27 protein-coding genes are annotated in these 25,510 nt (G+C 69.9%); 7 read left to right on the top strand and 20 right to left on the bottom strand.

Annotated features, from left to right (window positions below):
- Positions 1 to 146: 146 nt before the first annotated feature.
- Entirely contained in the window at positions 147 to 659 is a 513-nt protein-coding gene (locus ACH65_RS08315; RefSeq protein WP_049622123.1) for a hypothetical protein, read from the bottom strand.
- Positions 656 to 1,690, bottom strand: a complete 1,035-nt coding sequence (locus ACH65_RS08320; RefSeq protein ID WP_049622124.1) for an amidohydrolase family protein — start codon at positions 1,688 to 1,690, stop codon at positions 656 to 658. Before ACH65_RS08320 ends, ACH65_RS08315 begins: the two co-directional genes overlap by 4 nt.
- A gap of 344 nt (positions 1,691 to 2,034) precedes the next feature.
- On the opposite strand from ACH65_RS08320, the gene ACH65_RS21160 reads away from it, so the two are divergent.
- Positions 2,035 to 2,205, top strand: coding sequence for an AraC family transcriptional regulator (locus tag ACH65_RS21160; protein ID WP_082190209.1), 171 nt, complete (start codon positions 2,035 to 2,037; stop codon positions 2,203 to 2,205).
- A gap of 146 nt (positions 2,206 to 2,351) precedes the next feature.
- Here ACH65_RS21160 and ACH65_RS18905 read toward each other — a convergent pair whose 3' ends face one another.
- From ACH65_RS18905 to ACH65_RS08350, 7 genes are all read right to left on the bottom strand, one after another.
- Positions 2,352 to 2,735, bottom strand: a complete 384-nt coding sequence (locus ACH65_RS18905) for a Fic family protein (protein ID WP_202594169.1) — start codon at positions 2,733 to 2,735, stop codon at positions 2,352 to 2,354.
- Between the two features lie 405 nt (positions 2,736 to 3,140).
- Positions 3,141 to 3,956: a Stf0 family sulfotransferase gene (locus tag ACH65_RS08330; RefSeq protein WP_082190211.1), complete on the bottom strand. Its 816-nt coding sequence runs from the start codon at positions 3,954 to 3,956 to the stop codon at positions 3,141 to 3,143.
- Positions 3,957 to 4,856 (bottom strand): hypothetical protein, encoded by a 900-nt coding sequence (locus ACH65_RS19765; protein ID WP_153242529.1) that lies wholly within the window; start codon positions 4,854 to 4,856, stop codon positions 3,957 to 3,959. It lies immediately after the preceding gene.
- Positions 4,857 to 5,102: 246 nt separating this feature from the next.
- Positions 5,103 to 7,211 carry an FUSC family protein gene (locus ACH65_RS08335; RefSeq protein WP_049622126.1) on the bottom strand — a complete coding sequence of 703 codons (2,109 nt, stop codon included), beginning with the start codon at positions 7,209 to 7,211 and terminating at the stop codon, positions 5,103 to 5,105.
- Positions 7,212 to 7,532: 321 nt separating this feature from the next.
- Positions 7,533 to 8,096, bottom strand: a complete 564-nt coding sequence (gene efpL, locus ACH65_RS08340; RefSeq protein ID WP_049622127.1) for an elongation factor P-like protein EfpL — start codon at positions 8,094 to 8,096, stop codon at positions 7,533 to 7,535.
- A 98-nt stretch (positions 8,097 to 8,194) separates the two neighbouring features.
- A complete protein-coding gene (locus tag ACH65_RS08345) occupies positions 8,195 to 8,962 on the bottom strand; it encodes an SDR family NAD(P)-dependent oxidoreductase (protein ID WP_049622128.1) in 768 nt (255 codons plus the stop codon).
- Between the two features lie 93 nt (positions 8,963 to 9,055).
- Positions 9,056 to 9,898 (bottom strand): CHAD domain-containing protein, encoded by an 843-nt coding sequence (locus ACH65_RS08350; RefSeq protein WP_049622129.1) that lies wholly within the window; start codon positions 9,896 to 9,898, stop codon positions 9,056 to 9,058.
- Positions 9,899 to 10,232: 334 nt separating this feature from the next.
- Here ACH65_RS08350 and ACH65_RS08355 point away from each other — a divergent pair, with 334 nt between their 5' ends.
- Complete coding sequence (locus ACH65_RS08355) at positions 10,233 to 10,664, top strand: RcnB family protein (RefSeq protein WP_049622159.1); 432 nt, start codon at positions 10,233 to 10,235, stop codon at positions 10,662 to 10,664.
- 91 nt (positions 10,665 to 10,755) lie between these two features.
- On the opposite strand, the gene ACH65_RS08360 is transcribed toward ACH65_RS08355, so the two are convergent.
- From ACH65_RS08360 to ACH65_RS08405, 10 genes are all read right to left on the bottom strand, one after another.
- A complete protein-coding gene (locus tag ACH65_RS08360) occupies positions 10,756 to 11,319 on the bottom strand; it encodes a GNAT family N-acetyltransferase (RefSeq protein WP_049622130.1) in 564 nt (187 codons plus the stop codon).
- The gene (locus ACH65_RS08365) at positions 11,316 to 11,813 is read right to left on the bottom strand and encodes a GNAT family N-acetyltransferase (protein ID WP_049622131.1); all 498 of its coding nucleotides are present in this window, start codon (positions 11,811 to 11,813) and stop codon (positions 11,316 to 11,318) included. Before ACH65_RS08365 ends, ACH65_RS08360 begins: the two co-directional genes overlap by 4 nt.
- Entirely contained in the window at positions 11,810 to 12,409 is a 600-nt protein-coding gene (locus ACH65_RS08370; protein ID WP_049622132.1) for a YdeI/OmpD-associated family protein, read from the bottom strand. The genes ACH65_RS08365 and ACH65_RS08370 overlap by 4 nt, the downstream gene beginning before the upstream one ends.
- Positions 12,410 to 12,417: 8 nt before the next feature.
- Positions 12,418 to 12,906, bottom strand: a complete 489-nt coding sequence (locus ACH65_RS08375; protein ID WP_049622133.1) for a GNAT family N-acetyltransferase — start codon at positions 12,904 to 12,906, stop codon at positions 12,418 to 12,420.
- Positions 12,903 to 14,219: a metal-dependent hydrolase family protein gene (locus ACH65_RS08380; protein ID WP_049622134.1), complete on the bottom strand. Its 1,317-nt coding sequence runs from the start codon at positions 14,217 to 14,219 to the stop codon at positions 12,903 to 12,905. The genes ACH65_RS08375 and ACH65_RS08380 overlap by 4 nt, the downstream gene beginning before the upstream one ends.
- Positions 14,220 to 14,318: 99 nt before the next feature.
- Complete coding sequence (locus tag ACH65_RS08385) at positions 14,319 to 15,221, bottom strand: hydroxymethylglutaryl-CoA lyase (protein ID WP_049622135.1); 903 nt, start codon at positions 15,219 to 15,221, stop codon at positions 14,319 to 14,321.
- On the bottom strand, positions 15,218 to 15,661 hold the full coding sequence (locus ACH65_RS08390) for a hypothetical protein (protein ID WP_049622136.1): 444 nt from the start codon (positions 15,659 to 15,661) through the stop codon (positions 15,218 to 15,220). The genes ACH65_RS08385 and ACH65_RS08390 overlap by 4 nt, the downstream gene beginning before the upstream one ends.
- Positions 15,658 to 17,670, bottom strand: coding sequence for an acetyl/propionyl/methylcrotonyl-CoA carboxylase subunit alpha (locus ACH65_RS08395; protein ID WP_049622137.1), 2,013 nt, complete (start codon positions 17,668 to 17,670; stop codon positions 15,658 to 15,660). The genes ACH65_RS08390 and ACH65_RS08395 overlap by 4 nt, the downstream gene beginning before the upstream one ends.
- Before the next feature lie 227 nt (positions 17,671 to 17,897).
- Positions 17,898 to 18,416 carry a cupin domain-containing protein gene (locus ACH65_RS08400; RefSeq protein WP_049622138.1) on the bottom strand — a complete coding sequence of 173 codons (519 nt, stop codon included), beginning with the start codon at positions 18,414 to 18,416 and terminating at the stop codon, positions 17,898 to 17,900.
- Between the two features lie 209 nt (positions 18,417 to 18,625).
- Positions 18,626 to 19,420: an enoyl-CoA hydratase-related protein gene (locus ACH65_RS08405; RefSeq protein ID WP_049622139.1), complete on the bottom strand. Its 795-nt coding sequence runs from the start codon at positions 19,418 to 19,420 to the stop codon at positions 18,626 to 18,628.
- Between the two features lie 262 nt (positions 19,421 to 19,682).
- Between ACH65_RS08405 and ACH65_RS19770 the strand changes: the two genes are divergently transcribed.
- The 5 genes from ACH65_RS19770 to ACH65_RS08420 all read left to right on the top strand — a co-directional run bounded on the left by ACH65_RS19770 (position 19,683) and on the right by ACH65_RS08420 (position 24,081).
- Entirely contained in the window at positions 19,683 to 19,844 is a 162-nt protein-coding gene (locus tag ACH65_RS19770; RefSeq protein ID WP_153242530.1) for a hypothetical protein, read from the top strand.
- A gap of 76 nt (positions 19,845 to 19,920) precedes the next feature.
- Positions 19,921 to 21,507, top strand: coding sequence for an asparagine synthetase B family protein (locus tag ACH65_RS18910; protein ID WP_082190212.1), 1,587 nt, complete (start codon positions 19,921 to 19,923; stop codon positions 21,505 to 21,507).
- 188 nt (positions 21,508 to 21,695) lie between these two features.
- Positions 21,696 to 21,947 carry a FeoA family protein gene (locus tag ACH65_RS08410; RefSeq protein ID WP_049622140.1) on the top strand — a complete coding sequence of 84 codons (252 nt, stop codon included), beginning with the start codon at positions 21,696 to 21,698 and terminating at the stop codon, positions 21,945 to 21,947.
- Positions 21,944 to 23,779, top strand: a complete 1,836-nt coding sequence (gene feoB / locus ACH65_RS08415) for a ferrous iron transporter B (RefSeq protein ID WP_049622141.1) — start codon at positions 21,944 to 21,946, stop codon at positions 23,777 to 23,779. Before ACH65_RS08410 ends, feoB begins: the two co-directional genes overlap by 4 nt.
- Positions 23,776 to 24,081 carry a DUF6587 family protein gene (locus ACH65_RS08420; RefSeq protein ID WP_049622142.1) on the top strand — a complete coding sequence of 102 codons (306 nt, stop codon included), beginning with the start codon at positions 23,776 to 23,778 and terminating at the stop codon, positions 24,079 to 24,081. The genes feoB and ACH65_RS08420 overlap by 4 nt, the downstream gene beginning before the upstream one ends.
- 154 nt (positions 24,082 to 24,235) lie before the next feature.
- Here ACH65_RS08420 and ACH65_RS08425 read toward each other — a convergent pair whose 3' ends face one another.
- The gene (locus ACH65_RS08425; RefSeq protein ID WP_049622143.1) at positions 24,236 to 25,261 is read right to left on the bottom strand and encodes a cysteine synthase A; all 1,026 of its coding nucleotides are present in this window, start codon (positions 25,259 to 25,261) and stop codon (positions 24,236 to 24,238) included.
- Between the last annotated feature and the right edge of the window lie 249 nt (positions 25,262 to 25,510).

A 25,510-nucleotide genomic window follows, 5' to 3' on the forward strand; every position in this document is an offset into this window, starting at 1 on the left:
CGGCCGGAGCGGAGCGATGGTGTCTTGCGCTCCGGCCGCACCCTCATCCGCCTGCCGGCACCTTCTCCCGGTGGGAGAAGGGTTCGAGCTTGGAGGGTGAGGTCGCGGCCGAGCGCCCGCGAGGGCGGAAGCGCCGCGAGGAACGCCTACTGCTGGAGGCTCGCCGCCACCGCGTCGCAGCCCTTGTCGAAGGCGGCGATCCACGCCGCCCCGGCCTGGCTCTGCGCCGGGCGCACGCAGCGCAGCTGCACGGCGTGGCTGTGCACGAACCAGTAGCGCTCGCTGTAGCTGAAGGGCGCGCCGGCTTCCTTCGCGGTATAGGCCTGGCCGTTCGGCTGCGTGCGGCCGGTGGCCGGCTGGTAGCCGTCGAGGGTGCGCGCCTTGGCCATCGCGCCGCTCATGTACTGCTGGAAGTCGGCGAGGTCGGCGGCCTGCTTCACGGTGACGGTGACGCGGGCCAGCGTGCTGCCGGCGGTGGGCGAGGGGTCGGGCACCTGGTACACGTGCACCTCCGGGTCGCCCTGGGTCTCCATGATGCCGACCCAGTTGTCCGGCGTGTGGAAGCTGACGCTGCCGCCGGCCATGCTCACGTCGGCGGCGCCGGCGTGGCCGGCCAGCAGCAGGGCGCCGATCAGTACGGTGTTGCGCAAGAAACTCATGCCTGTTCCCGGTGTGGTGCGTCGATGACGAAGCGCTTGAGCGGCAAGCCCAGCCACTCCAGCGCGGTGCCGTGGAACAGCCGGGCCCGCTCGCCCTCGTCCAGTTCCAGCGCGTCGATGCCGCTGCCGGGCCGCTGTTCCCCCAGCGGGAAAGGATAATCCGTACCGAGCATCACGCGCTCGACGCCGGTCACATCCAAGAGGTAGCGCAGCGCACGCGGGTCGTGCACGCAGGAGTCGAAGTACAGGCGCTGGAGGTAGTCGCGCGGGTTGCGCGGGTTGTCGGTGGCGACCAGGTCCGGGCGCATGCGAAAGCCGTGCTCGATGCGCCCGATGCTCCACGGGAAGCTGCCGCCGCCGTGGGCCAGCATCACGCGCAGGTTCGGCAGGCGTTCGAGCACGCCGCCCAGGGTGAGGCAGCAGGCGGCGCGCGACTGCTCGGCCGGCATGCCGACCAGCCAGGGCAGCCAGTACTTGGGCATGCTGTCGCTGCCCATCATGTCCCACGGGTGCACCATCACCGCGGCGTCGAGGTCGGCGGCGGCCTCGAAGAACGGGAACAGCTCGGGCGCGTCCAGGTTCCACGCGCCGCAGTGCGAACCGATCTGCACGCCAGCCAGGCCCAGCTCGTCGATGCAGCGCTCGAGTTCCCGTACCGCCAGCTCCGGCGACTGCAGCGGCACGGTGGCGAGGCCGGCGTAGTGGCGCGGGTGCGCGGCGCAGATCGCCGCGGCGAAATCGTTGAGATGGCGGTGCAGCTCCAGCGCCTGGTGGCCCGGCGCCCAGTAGCAGAACATCACCGGCACGGTGGAGATCACCTGCACCGACACGCCGAAGCGCGCGTAGTCGTCGATGCGGTGCTGCGGGTCGAAGGCCGACTCCCACACCTCGCGGAAGAACTTGCCGTCCTTGTAGATGCGGTGGCGCCCGTCGCTGTGCGTCATCACCGGGAAGCGCTCGTCGCCGTACCGGGCCGCGAGATTCGGCCAGTCGCGGGGCAGCACGTGCGCGTGGGTGTCGATCTTGAGCATCGGGGCCGAGTGTACGGCCAGGCCGCCGCGGCGTCGTGCGGCGGTGCACACGGGGCGGGGCTGTGCGGGGAGTTGCCGAATGATGGGACCGGCGCGGGGCTGCCGCCCGCAGCCGGTGCGAACCGCGCCGGGGCAGAGCCGCACGAGCGCACGCTGCACCACATCTGCGCGCACATCGAGGCGAACCTGGGCGAGGAGTCGCTCGGCATCGTCTCACTAATCCGTGACATCGCTATCTCGCACTCGACCCTGTGCCGCCTGTTCGGCGATGCGGGCGGAGTGGGCAGCTACATCCGCCGTAGGCGGCTGGAACAGGTGCGCAGCCATCTCGTGCGCGAGCCGGTGTGCAGCATACATGGCGGCTGTACGAATTCGGCTTTGCTTCGGAGCGGCAGTTCCAGCGCGCCTTCCGCGCGCGCTACGGCATCTCGCCGGCGCAGTGGCGCAGGCAGTGCCGCCATGCGCGGGGGATGGCGGTGCCGCAGGGATATGCGGAACGCAGCCTGACGCTTTAGCGTGCTGGCCGCCCAGCACGGCACACAGCGATTCCCGCTGCTGGCGCTACGCGCGCCGGTGGCTCCTTGGGCCATGCGGGCACGTGGCTGCAGTGCCGTAGCTGTTTGCACTTTGCCTGGGGGTTGTGCACCAGTCGGCCTGGAGGCTACCCAAAGAGACTGCGTGCGCAGCAGGTCAGATAGGTAAAGAGCGGCTCCCAGGTTCCGTGGTATTGGGCTTGCCTAAGCCGGATCAAATAACCTCCTCGGGATAATTGGCCGAGTTCGTGCAGTGGCAGATACGCCGCTGCCAGAGCGGGACTCCTCAGCGTCCAGTGGAAAAGCATCCGCCCGACGCGCCCATTACCGTCCGCGAACGGGTGCAGGTTCATCAAGGCAGTCATCGCGACGACGCCTGCGGCGGCGCGTGCCCGTTGATAGTGGCGTACCCAGAAGGTACCGATCCGCGTCACCTGTTGTTCGATCAAGTCGTGGCTGGGATAGCGAACGCAAGCCCCCCCTTCCATCGGGCAGACTTCGAGCGGGGGCATGGCGAAACCCATCGCTACGGGTCCCCAGCGCGGCATGTAGCTTCAGCAGCACGGTACGAAAGGCTTCCGGTCCTTCCTCCGCCACATCGGTGGCGGAGGGCAGGCCTGACGACTGGATAGTGGCCCATTCAACGAATGTCCGGCCCGTGGCGGGTATTTCCGTCGCTGCGGCGTGGAGGAGGGGCGACAACTCATGTTCAAGGTCGGCTTGGCGCAAGGGCCACGGATCGCACCTCGCGACCGGTTCGGACGACAGCCACGCGCGCACCTTCTCGGCGGCGAGCAGGGCCTCACCGCCGTAAGCGCGAAGGAGTGGCACCTGGAGCGCCAGGAGATGTGGCACTGTGTTCCGGCATGGCAGTTGCATCAGGCCGACCTGCCACTCGGCCGACGAGCACAGCCGGTTCACGCGGCCTCGGTGTGCCTGGACAGATCGTCCAAGAATCGCGCCTGCCAATCCGCATTGATCCCATCTGTCTGCCTGATAATCATGGGTACTTCCAGAGCGGTCGACGCATCGGGCGTTATGCCCATCGCCGTAAGCACGCACGCGACCACCGTTTCCCCGTGGCTGAGGAGATCCTCATAATAAATCCGGATGGGCGTCGTTCCGGTTGCTGCGAAGATGTCCTCCCAGGACTGTTTTTGCTGCCGAACACTCTTCAAGCAGCCCTTGATGTGGTCAAAGTCATAGGGGACATCGAGCGTTTTCTCAACGCCCGCAAACCACACGTTGCTGCGCCGCGCACGGGAGTAAGACATCGCTTGGCCCAGGTCGTCTCTTCTGGTCAGATATACGACATAGTTAGGCGTAATGTTCGCCAGAAAGCTCGGGTACGCCTTGGCGATCTCAATGTAGTTCCCCGGAAACATCTTGAAGCCAAACATGCCGTTGAGCGAAGTGCGAAGGCGGCGAATGTCCCTCCAGTAATCTGCCATGCGGCCTTCCGGGATGTGGCCTCGCTCATCGGGCTGGTAGCCGAGTCTTCGGAACACTTGGCCCATCACCCTGAAGTTCAGGTATTCCATGGGGGCACCCAGCAGGCCGCTCTGCCAAAGACGGATGGCGCAGAACGTACTTCCCGAGCGCGGTATCGTAGCCAGCATGTAGGTCCCGATCGGTTCGGCGCCAAAGCAGTTCAAGTCGAATGAGGCGCTGTAGAGTCGATGGATCACGTGCAGGCGGGTTGCCGAGGGGGCGGCGTCACTTGATCCCATCATTCATTCAGTCAGGCAGGTCGGAGGGGGCGCTCTGAGCAGGTCGCTATGGCTGAAGTGACGGCGGAATTCTTCCTTGGCCCACTCGTTCGCATTGGCAACCTGAGCTGGAGTCAGCGCAGTGGCGTAGCTTTTCGACTTCTGTTGAAGCACCAGCGCATACGGCCCCGTAGCGCCTAACAGCAAGAGGCGCGTAGCCCGGTAAGCGGTAAAGGGGAGGCCGATGTACACCTGGCCGCCTAACGCCTGGCCGCGGTGCATATAGCTGTCGGGTGGCGTGGCAAGCGTTTGTACAATACGCCAGTCACCACGCGCGAGCCCGTTCTTGAGGTACTCGGCGGCTTCGGGACCATACGTGCGGATGGATGCTTCGTCGGTCGGGTAGTAGCCCCCGTCTATGAAGCACAATTGTGCATCAGCATTTCCGGCGCGTGCGGCGGCCGCAGTCGCTTCGGTCAAGGATTGTTGCAATCTGACTGGATCATTGCTGCAACTGCTCTGTAAAGAGGCTTGCTCCGCAGCCGATAATTCCTTCGAGATGCCGCTACATTCAGCCGCCGCCGAGGCATCCTGGGGAGCGTGCGCACATTGCTCCTTGCGGAGAGCGAGTGTGCGTAGCTTGTCGGCGTTCCTGATACAGGTTCGCGCCTCCGTGAAAGCGTCAGCGGCTTCCGCATTCCGAAGGTCGTAATGCGGAGCAGCGACATCGGCCTGGTGTCGCGTGATGGCGGCAGAGTCCGGCGGGTTGCTCTGGTTCACGGAAATTGGAGCGGCGCTACCTGTGTCCGAGAGCTTGGATGGCGAATTGTCTGTCGCCGGGGCCCAATGTGCCGCATAGGCATAGGCAGCGGCGACCACACAGGCCGTCAGAAACGCAAGGGTTAGCTTGCTTTGTGGTCGCATGGCGAACCTCTCTGGTCATTTCGCCCTGGCAGCTACTGCAGCTTGCACGTTACTCGGCGCATTGGGCTCCATTGTCAGCCAGGAACGCTTGTTCGGCAGCCAGGCCGGCTGGGGCTCCACCTTCGACACCGAGCGGGCCCTTGCGAGGGGGTGAGCAAGACGGTATCTACGGGATAGTCAGCTTTTGCAGGGAGATCGTGGACGGGCCGCTGGAAGCGCCGGACCACGCAATCGGGTCCACGCAGTCTAAGGATGCACCTGGCGCATCGCCGGCGAGGCCGCCAGCCCTGGCCGGCTGCGGCCGAGCACGTAGGCCAGCGTGTCCACGTTGTCCACCAGGCGGTCGCTGAGGCGCACCAGCTGCGCGGCGGCCTCGCCGTCCTCGGCCATCGCCAGCAGCTCGGCCAGGCTGCGCTGCAGCGCGCGCAGGTCGGGCAGGGCGGCGGGCGGGCGGTTCTCGCGCAGGGCGGCGGCGATGTCGCGCAGGGCGGTGGCGGCGTGGTCCACGAACACGCTGACCTCGGCCTGCTCGGGCAGGCCGCCGTGGGTGTCGATCACCGCCTCCAGCGTCATCGTGGTGCGCGCCAGGCGGTTGCCGTTGGCGAGCAGCGCGTTGGCGAGGTCGAGCAGCGGCGCGGGCGTGGCCGGCTCCGCGCGCATGCGCTCGATCGAGGCCTGCGCGTTGCTGCGCGCGGTGCGGGCGCCGGTGCGCGCCTCGCCATGGGCGCTGCGCCGCTCGGGCCGGGCCAGGGCGAGCAGGTAGTCGGCGTAGGCGTCGAGCATGTCGGCCAGGGCCGGGCGGGCGCGGCCGTGCTCCCAGGTCGGCCACAGCAGGTAGGCGAGCAGGGCCATGCCGCTGCCCAGCGCGGTGCTGACCACGCGGTCGGTCACCGCCACGGTGGAGTTCACGCCGTCGAAGGAGAGCAGGATCACCACCGTGCCGGTCAGCGCCGCCACCGCCACGCCGTAGTGCGCGCCGGCCAGGTAGCGGAAGGCCATGCACAGCAGCGCCATCAGCGCGAGATGGGCCCACGGCTCGGCGGGCGTCACGTGCAGCAGCGCGGTGGTGAGCACCAGGCCGAGCACGGTGCCGACCACGCGCAGCAGGCCGAAGTTGAAGGTGGCGGCGAAGTCCGCGCGCAGCACGATCGCCACCGTCATCGGCAGCCAGTAGCCGTGCGGCAGTTGCAGCTCGCGCGAGAGCAGCACCGCGGCGCTCAGGCACACGGCGCTGCGCACCGCATGGCGGAAGGCCACCGAATGCGGGGTGAGGTTGGCGCGCAGCGTGGCGAGCGCGGAGCTGCCGCGCAGCGCGCGCGGCAGCGACAGCTCGGTGGTCTCGGCGCGCTGCTCGCCGCGGCTGCCGGCCCAGTTGGCGTTGCGCACGGCGGCGGCCAGCTGGCCGGACAGCGCGCGGGTGTGCGCGGCCAGGGCCTCGGCGCCGCTGCCGTGGCTCAGCAGCGCGGACTCGTCGAGCTGGAGGCTTTCCAGGGCCCGCTCGGCCTGCGCCGGCACGGCGCCGGCTTCGAGCGCATCGGCGATCGCCGCCAGCACGCGCGCGGCGTCGCCGCGGAAGGTCGCGTGCAGGTTGGGGCCGGCGCGCAGCTCGGCCAGCGCGGTGAGTTCGAGGCGGATGCGCTCGGCCAGCTCCAGCAGCACGCCGAAGGCCTCCATGGCGCGGCCGCGCGCGTGGTGGCGGCCGAGCAGGGTGTGTTGCAGGCGGGTCATGGTCTCGGTGAGCTCCGGCGCGTCGGCGTCGTCGTGCGCCTGCTGCCGGGCCAGCGCGGCGAGGTCGCGGTAGACCGCGGCCAGCGCCTCGCGCTCGGGGCGGTAGCGCTGCAGCGGCCAGGCCGCCACCGAGAACAGCATCATCAGCAGGCCGCCGCCGAAGATCAGCCCGGCCGCGCCGAGCGCGCCGCCCAGGGAGTGGATCGGCGTGGCGCCGGTGACCACCAGCAGGATCATGCTGGTCATGCCCACGCGCGCGATGTCGGTGCCGAACACCACCAGCAGGCCGCCGCCGAAGCCGCACGCCGCCGCGGCCAGCAGCATCGGCACCAGCTGGTCGCCGATCAGGAAGCCGAGCAGGGCGGCGAAGCCCGCGGCCAGCGAGGCCAGCACCAGCTGCCAGATGCGTTGGCGGTAGGGGCCGGGCTGGTCGGAGAACATGGTGTCCAGCGCGCCGGCGGCCACGCCCAGGCCGATCGCGGTCTGCCCGCTCGCCATGCCCAGCGCCAGCGGCAGCACCACCGCGGCGGTATTGCGCAGCACCACGCGCAGCGGCACGTCCGGCCGCTTGGTCTTGGTCAGACTTTCCAGGACGCTCGCGCGTAGCGAATAGCCGTTGTCGGGCATGGTGGGAGCCGGTGGCTTGCGTGGCGGGACAACGATTCTGCCCCAGCGCAGCTGAAGGCGCCGCTAAAGGCCGGATGGCGTTCGCGGCCGGCGGACCACGCCGCGCCGGTGGACGAGAGCCGCCGCCCCTGCCTGTGCCACGGCAACCTCCGGCGCGGCGGACGGCCGGGCTATTCGAACGTGGTGCCCGGGTGGTTGATGCGCTCGTCGCCGGGCACGTGCACGGCCTCGTCCGCCGGGCAGTCGCCGTGCGGCGAGGGGTGGCGGGCAAGGCCCGGCCTGCGCGGCGCGGGAGGCGGTGCTGCCGCCTCCCGCATGTGCTCAGGCCCGGCCGGCGAACTCGCCGGTCAAGGTGTTCACCCACACCTTGTCGTCGTTGCTGATGTACTCGGGCACCTGGATCTCGATGCCGGTGGCGAGCTTGGCCGGCTTGGTGCGCTTGGTGGCGCTGGCGCCCTTGAGCTCGGGCGCGGTGTCGACCACGGTCAGCGCCACGCTGGTGGGCACCTGCAGGCCCACCGGCGCGTCGTCGATCAGCTGCACGTAGTAGCCCTCGAGGCCCTCGACGATGTAGCCGGCGCTGTCGCCCACCAGCTCGGGGTCGAGCGGGTACTGGGTGTAGTCCTCCGTGTCCATGAACACGAAGGCCGCGCCGTCCATGTAGGAGAAGTTGGCCGCGCGGCGCACCAGCTCCATTTCCTTGAGGTCGTCGTCGGCGCGCAGGCTCAGGTCGAACTTGCGCCCGCCGGGGATGGCGTACAGCGTGAAGCGGAAGGTGACGTTGCCGCCGCGCGCGGTGGGCGCGCTGCGCTCGATGTCGCGCACCTGGTAGACGGTGCCTTCGTGTTCGACCACGTTGCCTTTCTTGACGTCGGAAGCTTTCATTTTTTGGGAGGGAATCGGGAGTTGGGAATAGGGAATTAGGAGGGGTGCGGGGAGGGGGCTTGGGGGCGGCTTTGGCTATTCCCAATTCCGACTCCCTGCTACTTGGGTGCCAAGCGCACGGCGCCGTCGAGGCGGATGGTTTCGCCGTTGATATAGCGGTTGCCGAGGATGAAGGCCACCGTGGCGGCGAACTCCTCCGGCCGGCCCAGGCGCGGAGGGAAGGGGATCGAGGCGGCCAGCGACTGCTGCACGGCCTCGGACATGCCGTCCACCATCGGCGTCCAGAAGATGCCCGGCGCGATGGTCGCCACGCGGATGCCGAAGCGGGCCAGCTCGCGCGCCATCGGCAGGGTCATGCCCACCACGCCGCCCTTGGAGGCGGAGTAGGCGGCCTGGCCGACCTGGCCTTCGTAGGCGGCCACCGAGGCGGTGTTCACGATCACCCCGCGCTCGCCGTCCTCGCCTGGCTCGTTGTGCTGCATCAGCGCCGCGCCGGCCTTGGCCACGTTGAAGCTGCCGATAAGGTTCACCATCACCGTGCCGGCGAAGCTGCCGAGCGGCATCGGACCGTCCTTGCCCAGCACGCGGCCGGCGCCGAGGATGCCGGCGCAGTTCACCACCACGTTGAGCCCGCCCATCGCCTCGCGCGCGGCGGCCAGGTTGGCGGTTACGCCGTCCTCGGACGTCACGTCGGTGCGGAGGAAGCGTGCGGCCTCGCCCAGCGCCTGCGCGGCGGCCTGGCCCTTCTCCCCGTTGACGTCGAACAGCGCCACCTTGCCGCCGTGGGCGACGAAGTGCTGCGCCACCGCGTGGCCGAGGCCGGACGCGCCGCCGGTGATGACGGCCCTGACCCGATCGAGCTGCATGGGAACCTCCCGCGCGAACCGTAAAGCGCGGGATTGTAGCCGTTCACGCGGTCGGCACGGTGGGGCCGGCATGGCGCCCGGGCCGGGCGGCCTTCAATCCGCGGGCAGGCCGCGCCAGGGCTTGTCGAGCTTGGCGATGGCCTCGATCTGGCGCCTGGCCTTGCGGCGCAGCGGCGCGGCGGCGCGCGCCTGCCAGCGGGCATAGCGCTCGACGAATGGTGCGTCGGCGGGGCCGTGGGCGGCCTCTTCCAGCAGCGCGCGCCCCATTGCCAGGTCGCGCAGCGCGCCCAGGCTGGTTTGCAAGTTCTCGCAGCGCCGCCGCCACTTGGCCTGCAACGGTGCGGGGCGGGGCAGGGTTTCCAGCAGGTAGCGCATCTTCTTGGCCCCGATGCGCAGGCGGTGCTCGGCTTCCGGGCCGTCGCCGCGGAAGGCCTTGCCGCGCTTGCGCAGGCGCTTGCGCGCCTTGCGCAGCAGGGGCGGCAGCGGCAAGGGCGCCGCGTCCGCGCGCCTGGCGCGGGCGAGCCCGAGGCGGGCTTTTTCGATCACGGCGGCCGCGTGCAGGGGTGCGATGGCGGCGAGGAAGACGTCCAGCTCGGCCTGGCGCCGCGCGGCCAGCAGCCGGCGCAGCGTGGCCGGCAGCCGGGCGCCGGTCTCTGCCCGGCAGCGCGGCAGGGTGTCCTTGCGCAGCACGTCGAGGTCGCGCAGCGGGCCGCTGGCCGCGCGCAGGGCATCGAGCCTGGCATCGAGCGCCTTGGGCACCGTGTCGGGCGGCAGCCGCAACAGCCCGGCACGGGCCCGGCGCGTCGCCACCCGCAGGCGATGCACCGCGCTCGGCGTGGCGGCGGTGCGCACCGCGTGCAGGGCCTTTTCGACGCGCAGCAGGGACGCGCGGAGCTGGCGTCCGGGGAGGGTCTTGCCGTCGCGCTGGCGGGCCATCGATTTCCACGCGCCGTGTCGGAAGCGGGTGAAGGCAGCCTAGCTCAATCGGTGTGGCGGCTCACCGCGAGCCGGGTGCGTCGCGAAATCATGCGGCTTCGCTTCCCGTGCGGCCTGAACGGTCGGGGATGGCCGGGCCGTTGCCTCCGGGGGCTCGACAGGGAGAAGCTGAACACGGACACGGCGGGGCCGCTTCGTTCATGCTCTCTTAGGGGGCGGCGGGCCAGCTTTGTGGCCGAGGATCGTGTCGCGGCGGCAAGTGCCGGCCTGCGAGACGGTGCCGCACCGGCCGCCCCAGCGATCCGTGCACGTCATCCCGCTCGAGGAGCCGATCATGAAAAAGCAGTTGGGCACGCTATTCGTTTGCGCCGCCATGCTGGCGTCCAGCCCGGCCTTGCTTGCGCAATCCCATGGACAGGGCCACGGCCACGGCAACGACAATGGCTACGACGACGACCAGGATCGCGGCCACGGTCATGGTCATGGCCACGACAAGGACCGCGGCTACGACCGCGACGACCACGGCCATGGCCCGCCCGGCGTCGTCTACCGCGGCTTCCACGACCGCGGCCGGCACGAGGGCTGGTACAAGCGCGGCGGCCGGGTGCCGCCGGAGTTCCTCGGCCCCCGCTACGTGGTGACCGACTGGCGCTACGCGCACCTGCGCGAGCCGCCACGCGGCTACCACTGGATCCGCAGCGACAACGGCGACTTCCTGATGGTGGCGATCGCCACCGGCATCATCGTGGACATCCTCACCCAGTGAGGCCGTCGGAAAGTCGGCGAGTGCGAAAAGCCCGGCCGCGTGCGGCCGGGCTTTTTCTTGGCAGGGCGTTGCCGCCCCTGTAGGAAGCGGCTCAACCCAGCAGGCGCTGGAAGTCCTCGCTGCCCGCCAACGCCGGAAACGGCAGCACCGCCGCGGGCACGGCGGCCGGGGCCTGCAGCTCGCGCTGCCACACGCCCACGTCCCACCAGCGGCCGAGCTTGTAGCCGGCCTTGCGCCACACGCCGGCGGGCTCGAAGCCCAGCGCCGCATGCAGCATCACGCTGGCCTCGCCGGGCAGAGTGATCACGCCCACCGCCTGGTTGATGCCCTGCAGACGCATCGCCTCCAGCAGCACCGGGTAGAGCCGGCGGGCGATGCCGTGGCGGCGGGCGTCGGTGTGCACGTAGATGGACGTCTCGGCGATCCAGTCGTAGGCGGCGCGCTCGCGGAAGCGGCTGGCGTAGGCGTAGGCCAGCACGCGGCCGTCCTCTTCCCAGATCAGCCAGGGGTAGTGCCGGAGCTTGCCGAGGATGCGTTCGCGCATCACCGCCTCGCCGGGGAGGTCGGTTTCGAAGGTGGCGACGCCTTCGGCCACGTGCGGGGCGTAGATGGCGTGGACGGCGGCGGCGTCCTCGGGGCGGGCGATGCGGATCATGCGAGCGGTTTTTCCATGCAGACGTTTTGCGAATGGGCGCGATGTTCGCCGAAGGGCGGGCAGCGCCGGTAGCCGGCGCTTTCGTAGAGTTCCAGCGCCTCGGTCTGGGCGGTGCCGGTCGACAGCCGCACCAGCTTGCCGCCGCCGCGGCGCACGTGCGCCTCCATCGCGTCGAGCAGCTGGCGGCCGAGGCCGAGGCCGCGGCAGGCGGGCAGCACGTACATGCGCTTGACCTCCACGTAGTCGCCCTCGTCAATGCAGGCGCCGCAGGCCACCGGGGTGCCGTCCACGCGCGCGGTGATCAGGCTTACGTTGGGGTGCTGCAGCGCCTCCGGCGCGGCCGGCTCGACGTCGCTGGCGGGATAGAGTTTGGCCAGATAGCCGTCCAGCTGGCGGATCAGCGGCAGCACGTCGGGCCGGGTCGGGTCGTCCACGTCGAAGACGAGCTGGGGCGGGCGGTGCCCGGGCAGGGCGGACTCGGGCGGATGGTTCATCGCTGGTATTTCCAGTTGCGCTGCTTGCCTTCGGCCAGCCATTCCAGCGTGGTGGCGAGGCGCTTGTGGCGGGTGGCTTCGGTCTTCGCCTCGTCCAGCCATCCGGCGTACTCGCGCTGCGCGCTGGCGCTGAAGCCCGTCCAGGTTCGGCGCGCGACGGCATGCGCCTGCTTCGCCAGTGCCGTGGCGAGATCTGCGGGTAGCTCGGGCGGCGGCCTGGGCGCGGCCTCGGGGCGGCTGCGCTTCACGCCCGCTTCGTTGAGCGCCATGGCTTTGCGGATGTATGCCTCGAACTGCTTGTCCGACGGCAGGTCGGCCAGCGCCGTGAGGCGGCCGAACTGACCCATCGCGCCGTCCACACCTTCGCCCACCACCTGCTCGTGCAGCCAGAAGCCGAGCGCGCAGTGCCGCTTGAAGGCGGCGATGGAGCACATCATCGCGCCCCGGTAGCCGAAGTGCGGGAAGCCCCACTTGGTGCTCTCCTCCACTTCGGGGCAGGCCGCGTGCACCCGCGCGCGCACGTGTTCGAGGATCGGCTGCGCGAACGGCGCGGCCTTGGCGATGTAGGCGTCGATGCGCGGGTCGCGGCTGGGCATGGCAGCGCTCACAGCTCGCGGATGAACCAGCGGTCGCAGCCGTGGTGGCCGGTGCCGCCCATCGGTTCGCACAGCGTGGTGAAGCCGCTGCGCCGGTACAGCGCCTGCGCGGCGTCCATGCCGGTCAAGGTCTCCAGGTAGCAGCGGCGGAAGCCGAAGCCGCGGGCGGCGTCGAGACAGCGCTGCATCATCGCCGCGCCGGCGCCCAGGCCGCGCGCCTGGGGCAGGAAGTACATCTTGCGCAGCTCGCACACGTCGGCCTCGCCGCCGTCCAGCGGCGCCACGCCGGCGCCGCCGATCACCGCGCCCTCGCGCTCCACCACGAAGTAGGCGCGGCGCGGCTGCGCGTAGGCGGCGGACATGCCGTCCACCTCCGGGTCGTGGAGGGCGAAGCCGGGGCCGTCGGCGCCGAACTCGGGCATCACGGCGCGGATGATGGCGGCGACGGCTTCGTCGTCGCGCGGTTCGATGGGGCGGATCAGGTAGGTGTCGCTCATGGCTGGGTGTCGGGGGTGCGGTAGGGCACGCCGTCCTTCATCACGAAGACGGGGTGCGCGAGGTCGTCGATGTGCGCGGCCGGATCGCCGGCGAAGGCGGCGAGGTCGGCGCGCAGGCCGGGCGCGATGGCGCCGAAGCGGCCCTGCTGGCGCAGGATGCGCGCGGCCACGTCGGTGGCGGCATGCAGCGCCTGCGTTGGCGTCATGCCATCGGCCACCATCGCCGCCGGTTCGCGCCAGTTGGCGCCGTGCGCGAACACGCCCACGTCGCTGCCGTTGCCGATCAGCACGCCGAGCCCGAGCGCGATGCGGAAGGCCTGCGCCGCCTCGCGCATGCGCGCGGTGGGGGCGTCGCCGGGGCGGTAGTGTTCGAAGTATTCGGCGGTGGATGCGACCGCGGTGAGCGTGGGCTGGTAGGCGGTGCCGCGCTGCTTCATCAGGCGGAAGGTGGCCTCGCCGGCGCCGTAGCCGTGCTCGATGCTGTCCACGCCGGCTTCCACCGCCATGCGCACGCCGGCGTCGCTGGCCGCGTGCGCGGCGACCGGGCGGCCGAGCAGGTGGGCGGTGTCCACGATGGCCTTCAGCTCGGCCGGCGTGAAGGTGGGCGCGGTGGCGCCGTCCGGGCCCACGCGGTAGTCGGCGTAGAGCTTGATCCAGTCCGCGCCGCGCGCGGCCTGCTCGCGCACCGCGACCATCGCCGCGTCCGCGCCGCTCACCTCCTGCGCGCCGCCGGGCAGGTCGAGGTCGGGGCGGAAGCCGCGCGGGCCGGGCCCGTAGCTGGCGGTGGCGACGATGGCGCGGGTGGCCACGAACAGGCGCGGGCCGGGGATCAGGCCCTCGTCGATGGCGTGCTTCACCGACACGTCGGCATAGCCGGCGCCTTCGGTGCCGAGGTCGCGCAGGGTGGTGAAGCCGGCCAGCAGGGTGTCGCGCGCGTGCTTCGCCGCTTCCAGCGTGCGGTAGTCCTGCGGCTCCTTCAGCACCTGGTCGTTCCACAGCGTCTCGTTGTACGGATGCAGGAACAGGTGCGCGTGCAGGTCGATCAGGCCGGGCGTGAGCGTGGCGCCGCGCAGGGTGACGCGGTGCGCGCCGGCGGGCACGACGATGCTGGCGGCCGGGCCGACCGCTGCAATGGCGCCCTCATGCACCAGTACCGCCCAGCCGTTGTGCGCGGCGTCGCCGTCGGCGGTCCATACGCGGTCGGGGAGGAGCAGCCAGTCGCCCTTGGCGGTGTCGGCCGCGGCGGGCAGGGCGGCGGGCAGGAGCAGCGCGAAGGCCGCACAGCACAAGCGTTTCAACAGAACCGACCGCATCGCCTCGCTTCCCCACCGATCAAGGGACGATCATAGCGGGTGCGGCGGGCCGGAACGGAAGGCCGGGAACGGAAGATGCGCCGGCGGGCGCATCCGCGCCTACGCCGCGCTGCGCGCCTTGGTGACCCGGCTCGCCGTGTCCTTGCCGAGCTGGGCGGCGAGCCAGGCGCCGGTGGCGACCAGCTTGTCCAGGTCGATGCCGGTATGAAGGCCCATGCCGTGCAGCATGTACACCACGTCCTCGCTGGCCACGTTGCCGGTGGCGCCCTTGGCGTAGGGGCAGCCGCCGGTGCCGGAGACGGCGCTGTCTACCACGCGCACGCCTTCCTCCAGGCAGGCCAGGATGTTCGCCAGCGCCTGGCCGTAGGTGTCGTGGAAGTGCACGGCGAGCGCGCGCAGCGGCACCTCCTGCGCCACTGCGTGCAGCATGGCCCGCGCCCTGGTCGGCGTGCCCACGCCGATGGTGTCGCCAAGGGAGACTTCGTAGCAGCCCAGCTCGTGCAGGCGCCGCGCCACGCGCACCACGTCGGCCACCGGCACCTCGCCCTGGTAGGGGCAGCCGAGCACGGTGGAGACATAGCCGCGCACCGGCACGCCGTCGACCCTGGCGCGTTCGAGCACCGACGCGAAGCGCTCGATGGATTCGTCGATGGAGGTGTTGACGTTGCGGCGGTTGAACGCCTCGGAGGCCGCGGTGAACACCGCGACCTCGCCGGCGCCCGCCGCACGGGCGCGCGCGTAGCCTTGCAGGTTGGGTACCAGCACCGGGTAGCTCACGCCCCTGGCCTTGCGGATGCCTGCGTACACCTCGGCCGCGTCGGCCAGCTGCGGCACCCACTTGGGGCTGACGAAGCTGGTGGCCTCGATGGTGGCGAGGCCGGTGTCGGAGAGGCGGTCGATCAGCGCGATCTTGGTCGCCGTGGGTACGATGGCCGACTCGTTCTGCAGGCCGTCGCGCGGGCCGACTTCGACGATGCGGACGTGGTCGGTTGCGGTATTCATGCGGCGGCGTTCCGGTGTGGCGGCGGGGCCTGGCCGGCCGTTGCGAGGGCGTGGCGATGATCCGCGACCTTGCCGGCCAGGATGATCGAGCCGAGCGCGATGCCGCCGAGCACGCTGAAGCTCACGGTTTGCAGGAACTCCCTGCGGCCCCGGTGCGCGATCCGGCGAAAGCGCCGGCGGGTGAACTTGAACGTGCTGGCCACGGCATAGAGACAGGCCAGGCCGAACAACCCCCAGAAGGCCAGGCTCGCCTGCGCCGGGTTGCCGAAGGTCGCCGGGTCGTAGAAGAACGAGCCCGCAAGCAGGATGAAGCCGGGTGGCAAGGTGTGGTTGCGCACCAGCTCCAGCCAGTCGCCGAGCAGCGTGTCCAGGGTGTCGGTGGCCGCAGGGCCGCCAGCGCTTTGTGCGGCCTCGGCGGCAGGGGTGGTCATGAGGGTCATGCTGCGACGGCCTCGGTCTTGAACCGGATCAACACCGCGTCGGCCTCGACGAATTCGCCTTGCACCGCGCTCACGCTCTCGATGGTGCCGGCGCGCGGCGCCTTCAAGGCCAGCTCCATCTTCATCGCCTCCATCACCAGCAGCTCCTGGCCGGCCTCGACGGCATCGCCCGCGCCGGCCTTCACCAGCACGATGCGGCCGGGCATCGGTGCGATCACGCGATCGCCGCCGGCGGCCTCTTCGGCAGTCCAGGCGAAGGCGGCGGCGCGCTCGAAGCGGTGGCGCGCGCCGGCGGCATCGTGCAGCAGCACGCGCCGGGCATCCGCGTGCAGCGGGTAGCGCAGGGCTTCGCCGTCGAAGCGGGCGCTGAGCGTCGCGCCGTCGTGGCGGGCCCCGTGCACCTCGCAAACGGCCTCGCCGTAACGCAGGCGGTAGTCGCCGTCGTGGCCCAGCGCCTCGATCTCGTAGCGGTGCTCGCCGAGGCCCAGCGCCACGATGCGCTTGCCCGGATGGCCGATGCGCCAGGCGTCCGCGCGGGCCCAGGGCGAATACGGGTCGGCATCGTGACGTACGCCGGCCAGCACGTCGCCTTCGTCGTGCAGCAGCGCCGCGGTGGCGGCGGCGAACAGCACGCGCGGGTCGGGCGCGCCGTCGCCGGCGAGGAATTCGTCCAGGTGGCGGTCGAGGTAGCCGGTGTCGATGCGGCCTTCGACCACCGCGGGATGCCGCGCCAGCCGTTCGAGGAAGGCGATGTTCGATTTAGGCCCTGCGATCTCGCACCCGGCCAGCGCCTCGCGCAGGCGTTGCAGCGCCTGCGGGCGGTCCGTGTCCCAGACGATCAGCTTGGCGATCATCGGGTCGTAGAAGATCGACACCGCATCGCCCTCGACCACGCCGCCATCGAGGCGCACGTGCGGCGACGGCGCGGGCAGGCGCAGCGTCTGCAAGCTGCCGGAGCCCGGCAGGAAGTTCTGCTCGGGGTCCTCGGCGTACAGGCGCACCTCGATCGCGTGGCCCTGCGCCCGGATGGCCTCCTGCGCCAGCGGCAGCGGTTCGCCCGCGGCCACGCGCAGCTGCCATTCGACGAGGTCGAGGCCCAGCGTCATCTCCGTCACCGGATGCTCCACCTGCAACCGCGTGTTCATCTCCATGAAAAAGAACGCGCCGTCCGGCGCCACGATGAACTCCACCGTGCCGGCGCCCACGTAGTCCACCGCCCTGGCCGCGGCCACCGCGGCGGCGCCCATCGCGGCGCGGCGCGGCGCGTCGAGGAAGGGCGAGGGCGTTTCCTCCAGCACCTTCTGGTAGCGGCGCTGGGCCGAGCACTCGCGCTCGTTCAGGTGGATTACCTGGCCGTGCGTGTCGCCGAACACCTGGAACTCGATGTGGCGCGGATGCTCCACGTAGCGCTCCAGGATCACCCGCGCATCGCCGAAGGAGGACTGCGCCTCGCGCTGGGCGGCGGCGAGCGCGGCGGCGAACTCGCCTTCCCCGTGCACGATGCGCATGCCCTTGCCGCCGCCGCCGGCCGCGGCCTTGATCATCAGCGGGAAGCCGGTGCGCCGCGCCTCCCCGACGAGGAAGCCCGGGTCCTGTTCCTCGCCATGGTAGCCGGGCACCAGCGGCACGCCGTGTGCTTCCATCAGCGCCTTGGCGGCGGCCTTGGAGCCCATCGCCTCGATGCTTTCCGGGCGCGGGCCGATGAAGGCGATGCCGGCATCGAGGCAGGCGCGGGCGAAAGCGGTGTTCTCGGACAGGAAACCGTAGCCCGGGTGCACCGCCTGCGCGCCGCTGCGCCGCGCGACCTCCAGGATGGCCTCGCCGCGCAGGTAGGAGTCGGCCGGGCGCGGGCCGCCGATCGGCCAGGCCTCGTCGGCGAGGCGCACGTGCTGCGCGTCGCGGTCGGCCTCCGAGTAGACGGCGACGGTGTGGATGCCGAGGCGGCGGCAGGTGCGGATCACGCGGCAGGCGATCTCGCCGCGGTTGGCAATCAGTACGCGCTCGAACATGCTTGGGTTCCCGGCTGTCCGTGTCGATGCAAAGCCTGCGACGCTAGCAGATCGCCGCGCCGCGGCCGATGCGCAGCGCAACAGAAGGCATCGCTGCGCGCAAGCCTGGGGCCCGGTTCGCGCTCTTCGCGGCATGGTCATCCATGCCCTTGTGGAGCGCGCTTGCGCGCGACAAGCTCGCACGGCGGTAACGCCGCGGTCGCGCGCAAGCGCGCTCCTTATGGTGTTTACTCGCCGTCCCAGTAGCCGACCGATTCGCCGTTGCGTCCCACCATGCGAAAGCTCTGCGGCTTGCCGTCGGCATCCGGTCCGAACTCGCCCGCCACGGCATACTTGTTCGAGTCGGGGTATTCGCAGATCTCCGGCGACACCGTGGTGCTCACGGCGAGGTAGCGCAGCTCCGCCTCGCCGGTGTTGACGATCTGGTGCGCGCTCTCCGGGCCGCCGGGCGGGCAGGCGATGATGTCGCCGGCGCGGATCGGATGGCGCGCCTCGCCGATGCGCACCTCGCCCTGGCCTTCGAGCACGAAGAACATCTCCTCGTTGACGCGGTGGTTGTGGAACGGGAACGCCCGCTTGCCGGGCGGCAGCGCGGTGAGGTTGTAGCCGAGCTTCTGCGCGCCGAGCTGCGGCGAGATGCGGCCCATGCGGGCCTCGAAGCGCTCGGCTGCGGGGCCGGTGGGGCCGTAGCCGGGCGGTGGGGGCTGCAGTTCGACGTCGGCGATGTTGAGGATGCGGCGGGTCATGGTGCGGGCTCCGCGGGTGAAGGGTCCGGACAAGCTAGCGGCGGCGTGCTGACAGCATGGCGTCAGCAGCACGGGCGGGGCGCCGGCGCGATGCTGGCGCATTGCGATGCGTAGTCATGCGGTGGTGCGGGGCGTGATGGCGGGGCGTAGCGATGCCGGTTCCCGCGTTGTCCTCCCCGTCCTGTTGCGAGGGTGCGAAGGGCGCGTTGCTAGGCGTCCGCTGCCCACGCCGGCGCGCGCTTGGCGAGGAAGGCGGCGAGGCCCTCCTGGCCCTCGGCCGAGACGCGCAGGCGGGCGATCAGCGCGGCGTTCTCCGCGTCGATGCGCCCGGCGGCCTCTTCGGTGGCGCCGGCCATGCGCAGCGCCAGCCGCTTGGCTTCGCTCTGCGCGAGCGGGCCGGCCTTGGCCAGTTGTGCCAGTACGACCTGCACCGCTTCGTCCAGCGCCTCGGCGGCGACCATCCAGTGCAGCAGGCCGAGGCCGAGCGCGGTCGGCGCGTCGAACAGTTCGCCGGTGAGGAACAGCCGGCGCGCCTGGCGCAGGCCGATCGCGGCGATCACGTAGGGCGAGATCGCCGCCGGCACCAGACCCAGCTTCACCTCGGTGAGTCCGAAGCGGGCGGTGTCCGCGCCGATGGCGATGTCGCAGCAGGCCACCAGCCCCACGCCGCCGCCGTAGGCCGCGCCGTTGACGCGGGCGAGGGTGGGCTTGGGGCAGAACTGCAGGGTGCGCATGAGCTGGGCTAGGCGCAGCGCGTCGGCACGGTTTTCCTCCTCGCCCGCCGCGGCCATGCGGCGCATCCAGTTGAGGTCGGCGCCGGCGGAGAAGCTCATCCCCGCGCCGGTCAGCATCACCGCGCGCACGGCCGGATCGCGGCCGGCGTCGTCGAGCGCGGCGGTGAGTTCGGCGATCAGCGTGTCGTCGAAGGCGTTGTGCACCTCGGGCCGGTTCAGGGTGAGGACGCGCACGCGGTCGCGGTCGGCGACCTCAACACCAATAGCCATGCGTGTCTCCTCAAGCTCTAGTGGGGCAAGCCATGTATGGACGATCTTCGGGGCGCGTGCATCTTAGGCCAGTGCCGGAGTAGCTGCGAGCAGCCCAGAATTGAGTACATGAGCCAATGCGTAATCTCGGTTGTGCCTGGATGAATTGAACTGTTTGTTGCTAGCAGTGTGATGGGGCATTCGAGCATCTACATCGACCGACACTTGTGCTAACGTCAAGCCGCCGTCATGTGACGGTGTGTTCGATCAATGGAGTGACGCTGTGAGCCATTTCGATATGCATGTCGAAGGAAATCTCTGCGAGATGAACCCGTTCGGGGTCGAGGTCGATGCACCGATGCCCAAGAGCGCGGCACCCCGCGTTCTTCACAAGCCCGGCTTGCCGAGTGATGCACAGGGGTATGGTCTCTACGACGGTGGTTGATCCATTTTGAGTATGGATCGCATGCGCCGCCTCCCTTGAGAGGCGGCGCTTAGTTTTAGGCGATGGATTGTCACGGATGATTAAAGCCGATCTCGCGCTGAGCGATTTAGTACTGGATGTGACTCTACAGGGGAGCGAGCTTGTTGTCGGGGGAAGCCGACTGACGCCTTATGCCCACCCTGCGCTTGAAACACTTCTGGTGCGCACGGAGCGGCAGTGGTTCGTGGCGGTCAGGGAGCGCGTTGCCGGGGGAGCGGTCCTGCCCTCACCTCGGGAAGTTGTGGTGGATGCAGATCATTTCGATCTGCTCTATCGCGAATGCCTAACGTGGCCCCTCGACTACGTATTGGTGGAGGTGGCGCAACTTGGAGCCAGGCTGAAGATCCGTGCGGGTGCGCTCGGTTCCGCACCCGTCTATTGCCATGTCGACAAGACAAGCGTCGCACTGTCCTGGGATATTGCCGACCTCCTTGCCCGCACTTCGGTCCTGGATGCAGAGGTGGCTTGCCACGCCTTGCTGCTAGAGCCTATTTATGCGGCGCGGCAGCTATGCACCGGCATCACCATGCTCACGGAGCGATCGACTCTGCACGTGGAGCCGGGACACGTTTTCTACCAGTATCCACGGCCATCAGGGCCGATCGTGCCATCGGCAACTGCGCCCAACAGCCTCGATGAGGCCGGACGGGCTTTTGGCGAGATGCTGTGGCGCGTGATCGCCAAGCGGCCGCTTGCTCCCGACCGGATGGTTGTTCAGTTGAGTGGCGGCATGGACTCAGCCGCTGTTGCCGTGGCACTGAGCAAGTCGGCTAGCCCGTTGGCCAGTCGGGGCATACTGCTTGATGGCGATTGCCGGCGAAGTCAGGTCGAACGCCGGCAGCATATCGTCGCCCGGCTTGGCTTGTTCGACGAGACTGTGGAGATGGCGGCTTATCCACCGTCCCTTGATCTTTTGCCTGGCGGGCGAAGGGAGCGGCCGCTTCGGGAGTTCTATCTAGAAGCCTTCCAGGCGTTATGGGCTGGCGCGGCGAGGCGTGGCGATCAACTTCTTTTCACGGGCGTTGGTGGTGACGAACTGTTCCTGCCATTCCGGTTCGAAGTGGATAATACGCAGGCTCCTACGCAGGCTCCTACAAGCCGGATCTATACCGACATTCGGTTGCGTGCCCAAAAGCTGTTGAGTACTCGCGCATTGAACATCATAAGGTCTCTGCGGACGTTCGATGCGCCACAGGCACCGGTTCCCGTTTCGGCCCTGTTGGCCCAGGCCAGCCATGCGCCGCATCTTCTCCAGCATGGCTTGTGGCCCGTCAATCCGCTTTGCGATCCCGTCCTGGTCGGGTTCTGCCATCGACTTCCAGCAACCTTCCGTCACGAACGTGCACCTTTGCGGCACTACCTCCAAGCCAGCCTGGGAGCTGATGTTTTCCGACTTGGATACGCCAAGGAAACCTTCGCCCGGGTCCTGCCCGAATTAATTGCGCAACAAGCCGACACCATTGCGGCTCAATTGAAGGACTGTGCCCTGGCCGACTCTGGCCTGGTCGACGGTAAGGAAGTGCTTGCTTTGCTGGATGAAGTCCGGCGAACCCGCGCGGAAGCCGCCACCGCCCCTCTGGTCAACTTTCTGTGGCTAGAGCGTTTCGTGCGGCAACTCGGCTGACAACTACGTGCATTCCTTCTCCTTTCCCGAAGGCTGATCGAACGTTGCGGATGCTGGCATCGTGATCTTCCACTGTAGGCATGACTGCCCCTTGCGCGGATGACGGGCCCATCCACTTCAGGCAGGCGCGCTGCAACAAAGTGCCTCCTCCTGTACAATGCGAACCATTCTTATTTCGGTGGACCGCTGTGCGCCTGTCCGATCTGCCCAAGGGAGCCGCTGCCGTCGTGGACCGTGTGGACGATGCCCAAGCCAATGACCCGATCGCGCAACGCCTGCGCGACCTGGGCTTTGTCGCGGGCGAGCCGGTGCGGTTGGTGGCGCAGGGCCCGCTGGGTGCGGACCCGCTGTTGATCCAGATCGGCTCCACGCGCTTCGCGTTGCGTCGCAGCGAGGCGGCCCGGGTGGCGGTGCGGCTGAAAGAACAGGAGGCGGCATGAGCGCCGGTACGCTGCGCATCGCCCTGGTCGGCAACCCCAACTGCGGCAAGACCGCGTTGTTCAACCAGCTCACCGGCGGCCGCCAGAAAGTGGCCAACTACGCCGGCGTCACCATCGAGCGCAAGGAAGGCCGCTTCACCGCCCCCTCCGGCCGCGTGCTGCAGCTGCTGGACCTGCCGGGCACCTACAGCTTCGACGTCACCAGCCCCGACGAGCGCATCACCCGCGACGTGCTGGAAGGCAACTACCCGGGTGAGGCCGCGCCGGACCTGATCGTCTGCGTGGCCGACGCCACCAACCTGCGCCTGCACCTGCGCTTCGTGCTGGAGGTGAAGCGGCTGGGCCGCCCGGTGGTGCTGGCGCTCAACATGATGGACACCGCGCGCCGCCGCGGCATCACGATCGATGTGCCCGAGCTGCAACGCCGCCTCGGCCTGCCGGTGGTGGAGACGGTGGCGGTGAAGCGCGGCGGCGTGCGTGCGCTGATCGCGCAGGTGGACGGCGAGATGCCGACGGCCGCGCCCGCGCAGCCGGACGACGCAGCCAGCCGCGCCGGCCTGCACGCGCAGGTGCGCGAACTGATGGCCGCCACCGTGGTGATGCCGCGCGCCACCGCGCAGGTGGACGACGCGCTCGACCGCTGGGCGCTGCACCCGGTGTTCGGGCTGGCGATCCTGGCGGTGGTGATGTTCCTGGTGTTCCAGGCGGTGTACTCGGTGGGCAAGCCGATCACCGACGCCATCGGCGACGGCTTCGACTGGCTCGGCGCGCAGGCCGCGGCGCTGCTGCCGGCGGGGCCGTTGCAGAGCCTGGTCACCGACGGCCTGTTCGGCGGCCTGGGCACGGTGCTCGGCTTCCTGCCCGAGATCCTGGTGCTGTTCCTGTTCATCCTGGTGCTGGAGGAGTCCGGCTACCTGCCGCGCGCGGCCTTCCTGCTCGATCGCGTGATGCTGTCGGTGGGGCTCACCGGGCGCTCGTTCATCCCGCTGCTGTCGAGCTTCGCCTGCGCCATCCCCGGCATCATGGGCACGCGCAGCATCCAGGACCCGCGCGACCGCCTCGCCACCATCCTCGTCGCGCCGCTGATGACCTGCTCGGCGCGGCTGCCGGTGTATGCGCTGCTGATCGGGGCCTTCATCCCCGCGCGGCACGTGCTGGGCGCCTTCAACCTGCAGGGGCTGGTGCTGTTCGCGCTGTACGCGGCGGGCATCCTCGGCGCGATGGCGGTGGGCTGGGTGATCAAGCGCATCCGCCGCGACCGCAGCGAGCACGCGCTGCTGATGGAGCTGCCGTCTTACCGGCTGCCGCATCCGCGCGACGTGGCGATCGGGCTGTGGGAGCGCGGCTCGATCTTCTTGAAGCGCCTCACCGGCGTGATCCTCTCGCTGACCGTGCTGATGTGGTTCATCTCCACCTTCCCGTCGCCGCCGGCGGGAGCGAGCGGGCCGGCGATCGAGTACAGCATCGCCGGCTACCTCGGCCGTGGGCTGCAATACATCTTCGGGCCGCTCGGCTTCAACTGGCAGATCAGCCTGGCGCTGATCCCGGCCTTCGCCGCGCGCGAGACGGCGGTGGCCGCGCTGGCCACGGTGTATGCGGTGGGCGGCGAGGGCGGCGACCTGGGCCAGGCGCTGACGGCCCACGTCTCGCTGGCGAGCGCGCTGTCGCTGCTGGTGTGGTTCGCCTTCGCGCCGCAGTGCATGTCCACGCTGGCGGTGATCCGCCGCGAAACCAATTCCTGGCGCAACGTGGCGATCTCCTTCGGCTACATGTTCGCGGTGGCCTATGTCGCTTCGCTGCTGACCTACCAGATCGCGAGGTGGCTGACATGACGACGAACCTGCTGGTGCAGTACGCGGTGATCGCGCTGCTGGTGCTGATCAGCGTGCTCTACACCTTCCGCAAGCTGGCGCCGCAGCTCGCCACGCGCTGGCAGGCGGGCGCCTCGTCGGCGCTCAACAAGCCCTGGCGCGCGGCCTGGCTGCGGCGGCTGGGCCGCTGGCTGCAGCCCAGGCAGGCCACCGGCAGCTGCGGCGACGGCTGCGGCACCTGCGGCAGCTGCGGCCCCAAGGCGCCGGCGACCTCGGCGCAACCGGACGCGCAGCCGCTGGTGTTCCGCCCGCGCGGGCGCTGAAGCCCAACCCCGACACGGCTTTTCTGTAGCGCGCCTTGCGCACGACCGGGCATAGCGGCATCACCGCTGCGTAAGCTTGTCGCGCGCAAGGCGCGCTCCTACATGAGATCGCACGGTGCGGCGCGTCATCGCGGGTGCGTTCCGCTGGTGCCGGTTAGGTGTCGGCTTCCGGGAACGCCCGTTGCAGCCATGCCGGCACCGGAATGCCCTTGGCGTGCAGGAAGGCCGGGTTGAACAGCTTGGCCCGGTAGCGACTGCCGGCGTCGGCGAGCACGGTGACGATGGTATGGCCCGGTCCCAGCGCGCGGGCCAGGCGCACCGCGCCGGCCACGTTGACGCCGCTGGAGCCGCCGACGTTCAGGCCTTCGCCGGCCATCAAGGCATGCACCCACGGCACCGATTCCTCGTCGCCGATCGACCAGGCCAGGTCGATCGGCGCGTCGCGGAAGTTGGCGGTGACGCGGCTGGAGCCGATGCCTTCGCTGATCGAATTGCCGGCGGATTTCAGCTCGCCCTCGTTGACGTAACTGGCGAGCGCCGAGCCCGCGGGGTCGGCCAGGGCGATGGTCACCGCCGGGTTGCGGGCTTTCAGCGCCCGACCCACGCCGGCCAGCGTGCCGCCGGTGCCGGTGGCGCAGACGAAGCCGTCGATCCGCCCGCCGGTCTGCTCCCAGATCTCCACGCCGGTGGTGGCGGCGTGGAAGTCGCGGTTGGCGGTGTTGTCGAACTGGTCGGCGAACCAGGCGCTGCCGGGCTCCTGAAGGTTCATCGCCTCCGCCAGCCTCCGCGCCACGTGCGCGTAGTGGTTCGGGTCGGCGTAGGGCGCGGCCGGCACCAGGCGCACCTCGGCGCCGGTGATGCGCAGCGCGTCGATCTTCTCGCGGCTCTGCGTGTCCGGCATGGTGATGAGGGCGCGGTAGCCGCGGCTGGCGCCGATCAGCGCCAGGCCGATGCCGGTGTTGCCGGCGGTGCCCTCGACGATGGTGCCGCCCGGCCGCAGCAGGCCGCGGCGCTCGGCGTCCAGCAGCAGGCCCAGCGCCGTGCGGTCCTTGATCGAGCCGCCCGGGTTGGCGAATTCGGCCTTGCCCAGGATCTCGCAGCCGGTCTGCTGCGAGGCCTGGCGCAGGCGGATCAGCGGCGTGTGCCCGACGGCGGCGGCGACATCGGCGAAGGCGCTCATGCCGAGGTGCCCGCCGGGCCGTTCGTTCCGCGCGCGGTGGCCTGCGCGTGCCGGGCTCCGGGGAGCCCGGTTGGGTGAGGGGAAGGGGCGGATCTCTTCGCGTGTTCCATGGGTTCTGGTCGGCGTACTGGAGGGCGTCTGATCGCGATGTCTGGGCAGGTCGTCCACCCGGCGCCTTTCGGAGAGGAGGCCGCGGATGGACTTGCCTAAACATGCCCGTCTTGCGCCCCGCGGTCGAGCCTTGCCGTT

Origin of the sequence: Frateuria defendens (genome assembly GCF_001182895.1) — a bacterium.
Classification (GTDB): domain Bacteria; phylum Pseudomonadota; class Gammaproteobacteria; order Xanthomonadales; family Rhodanobacteraceae; genus Frateuria_B; species Frateuria_B defendens.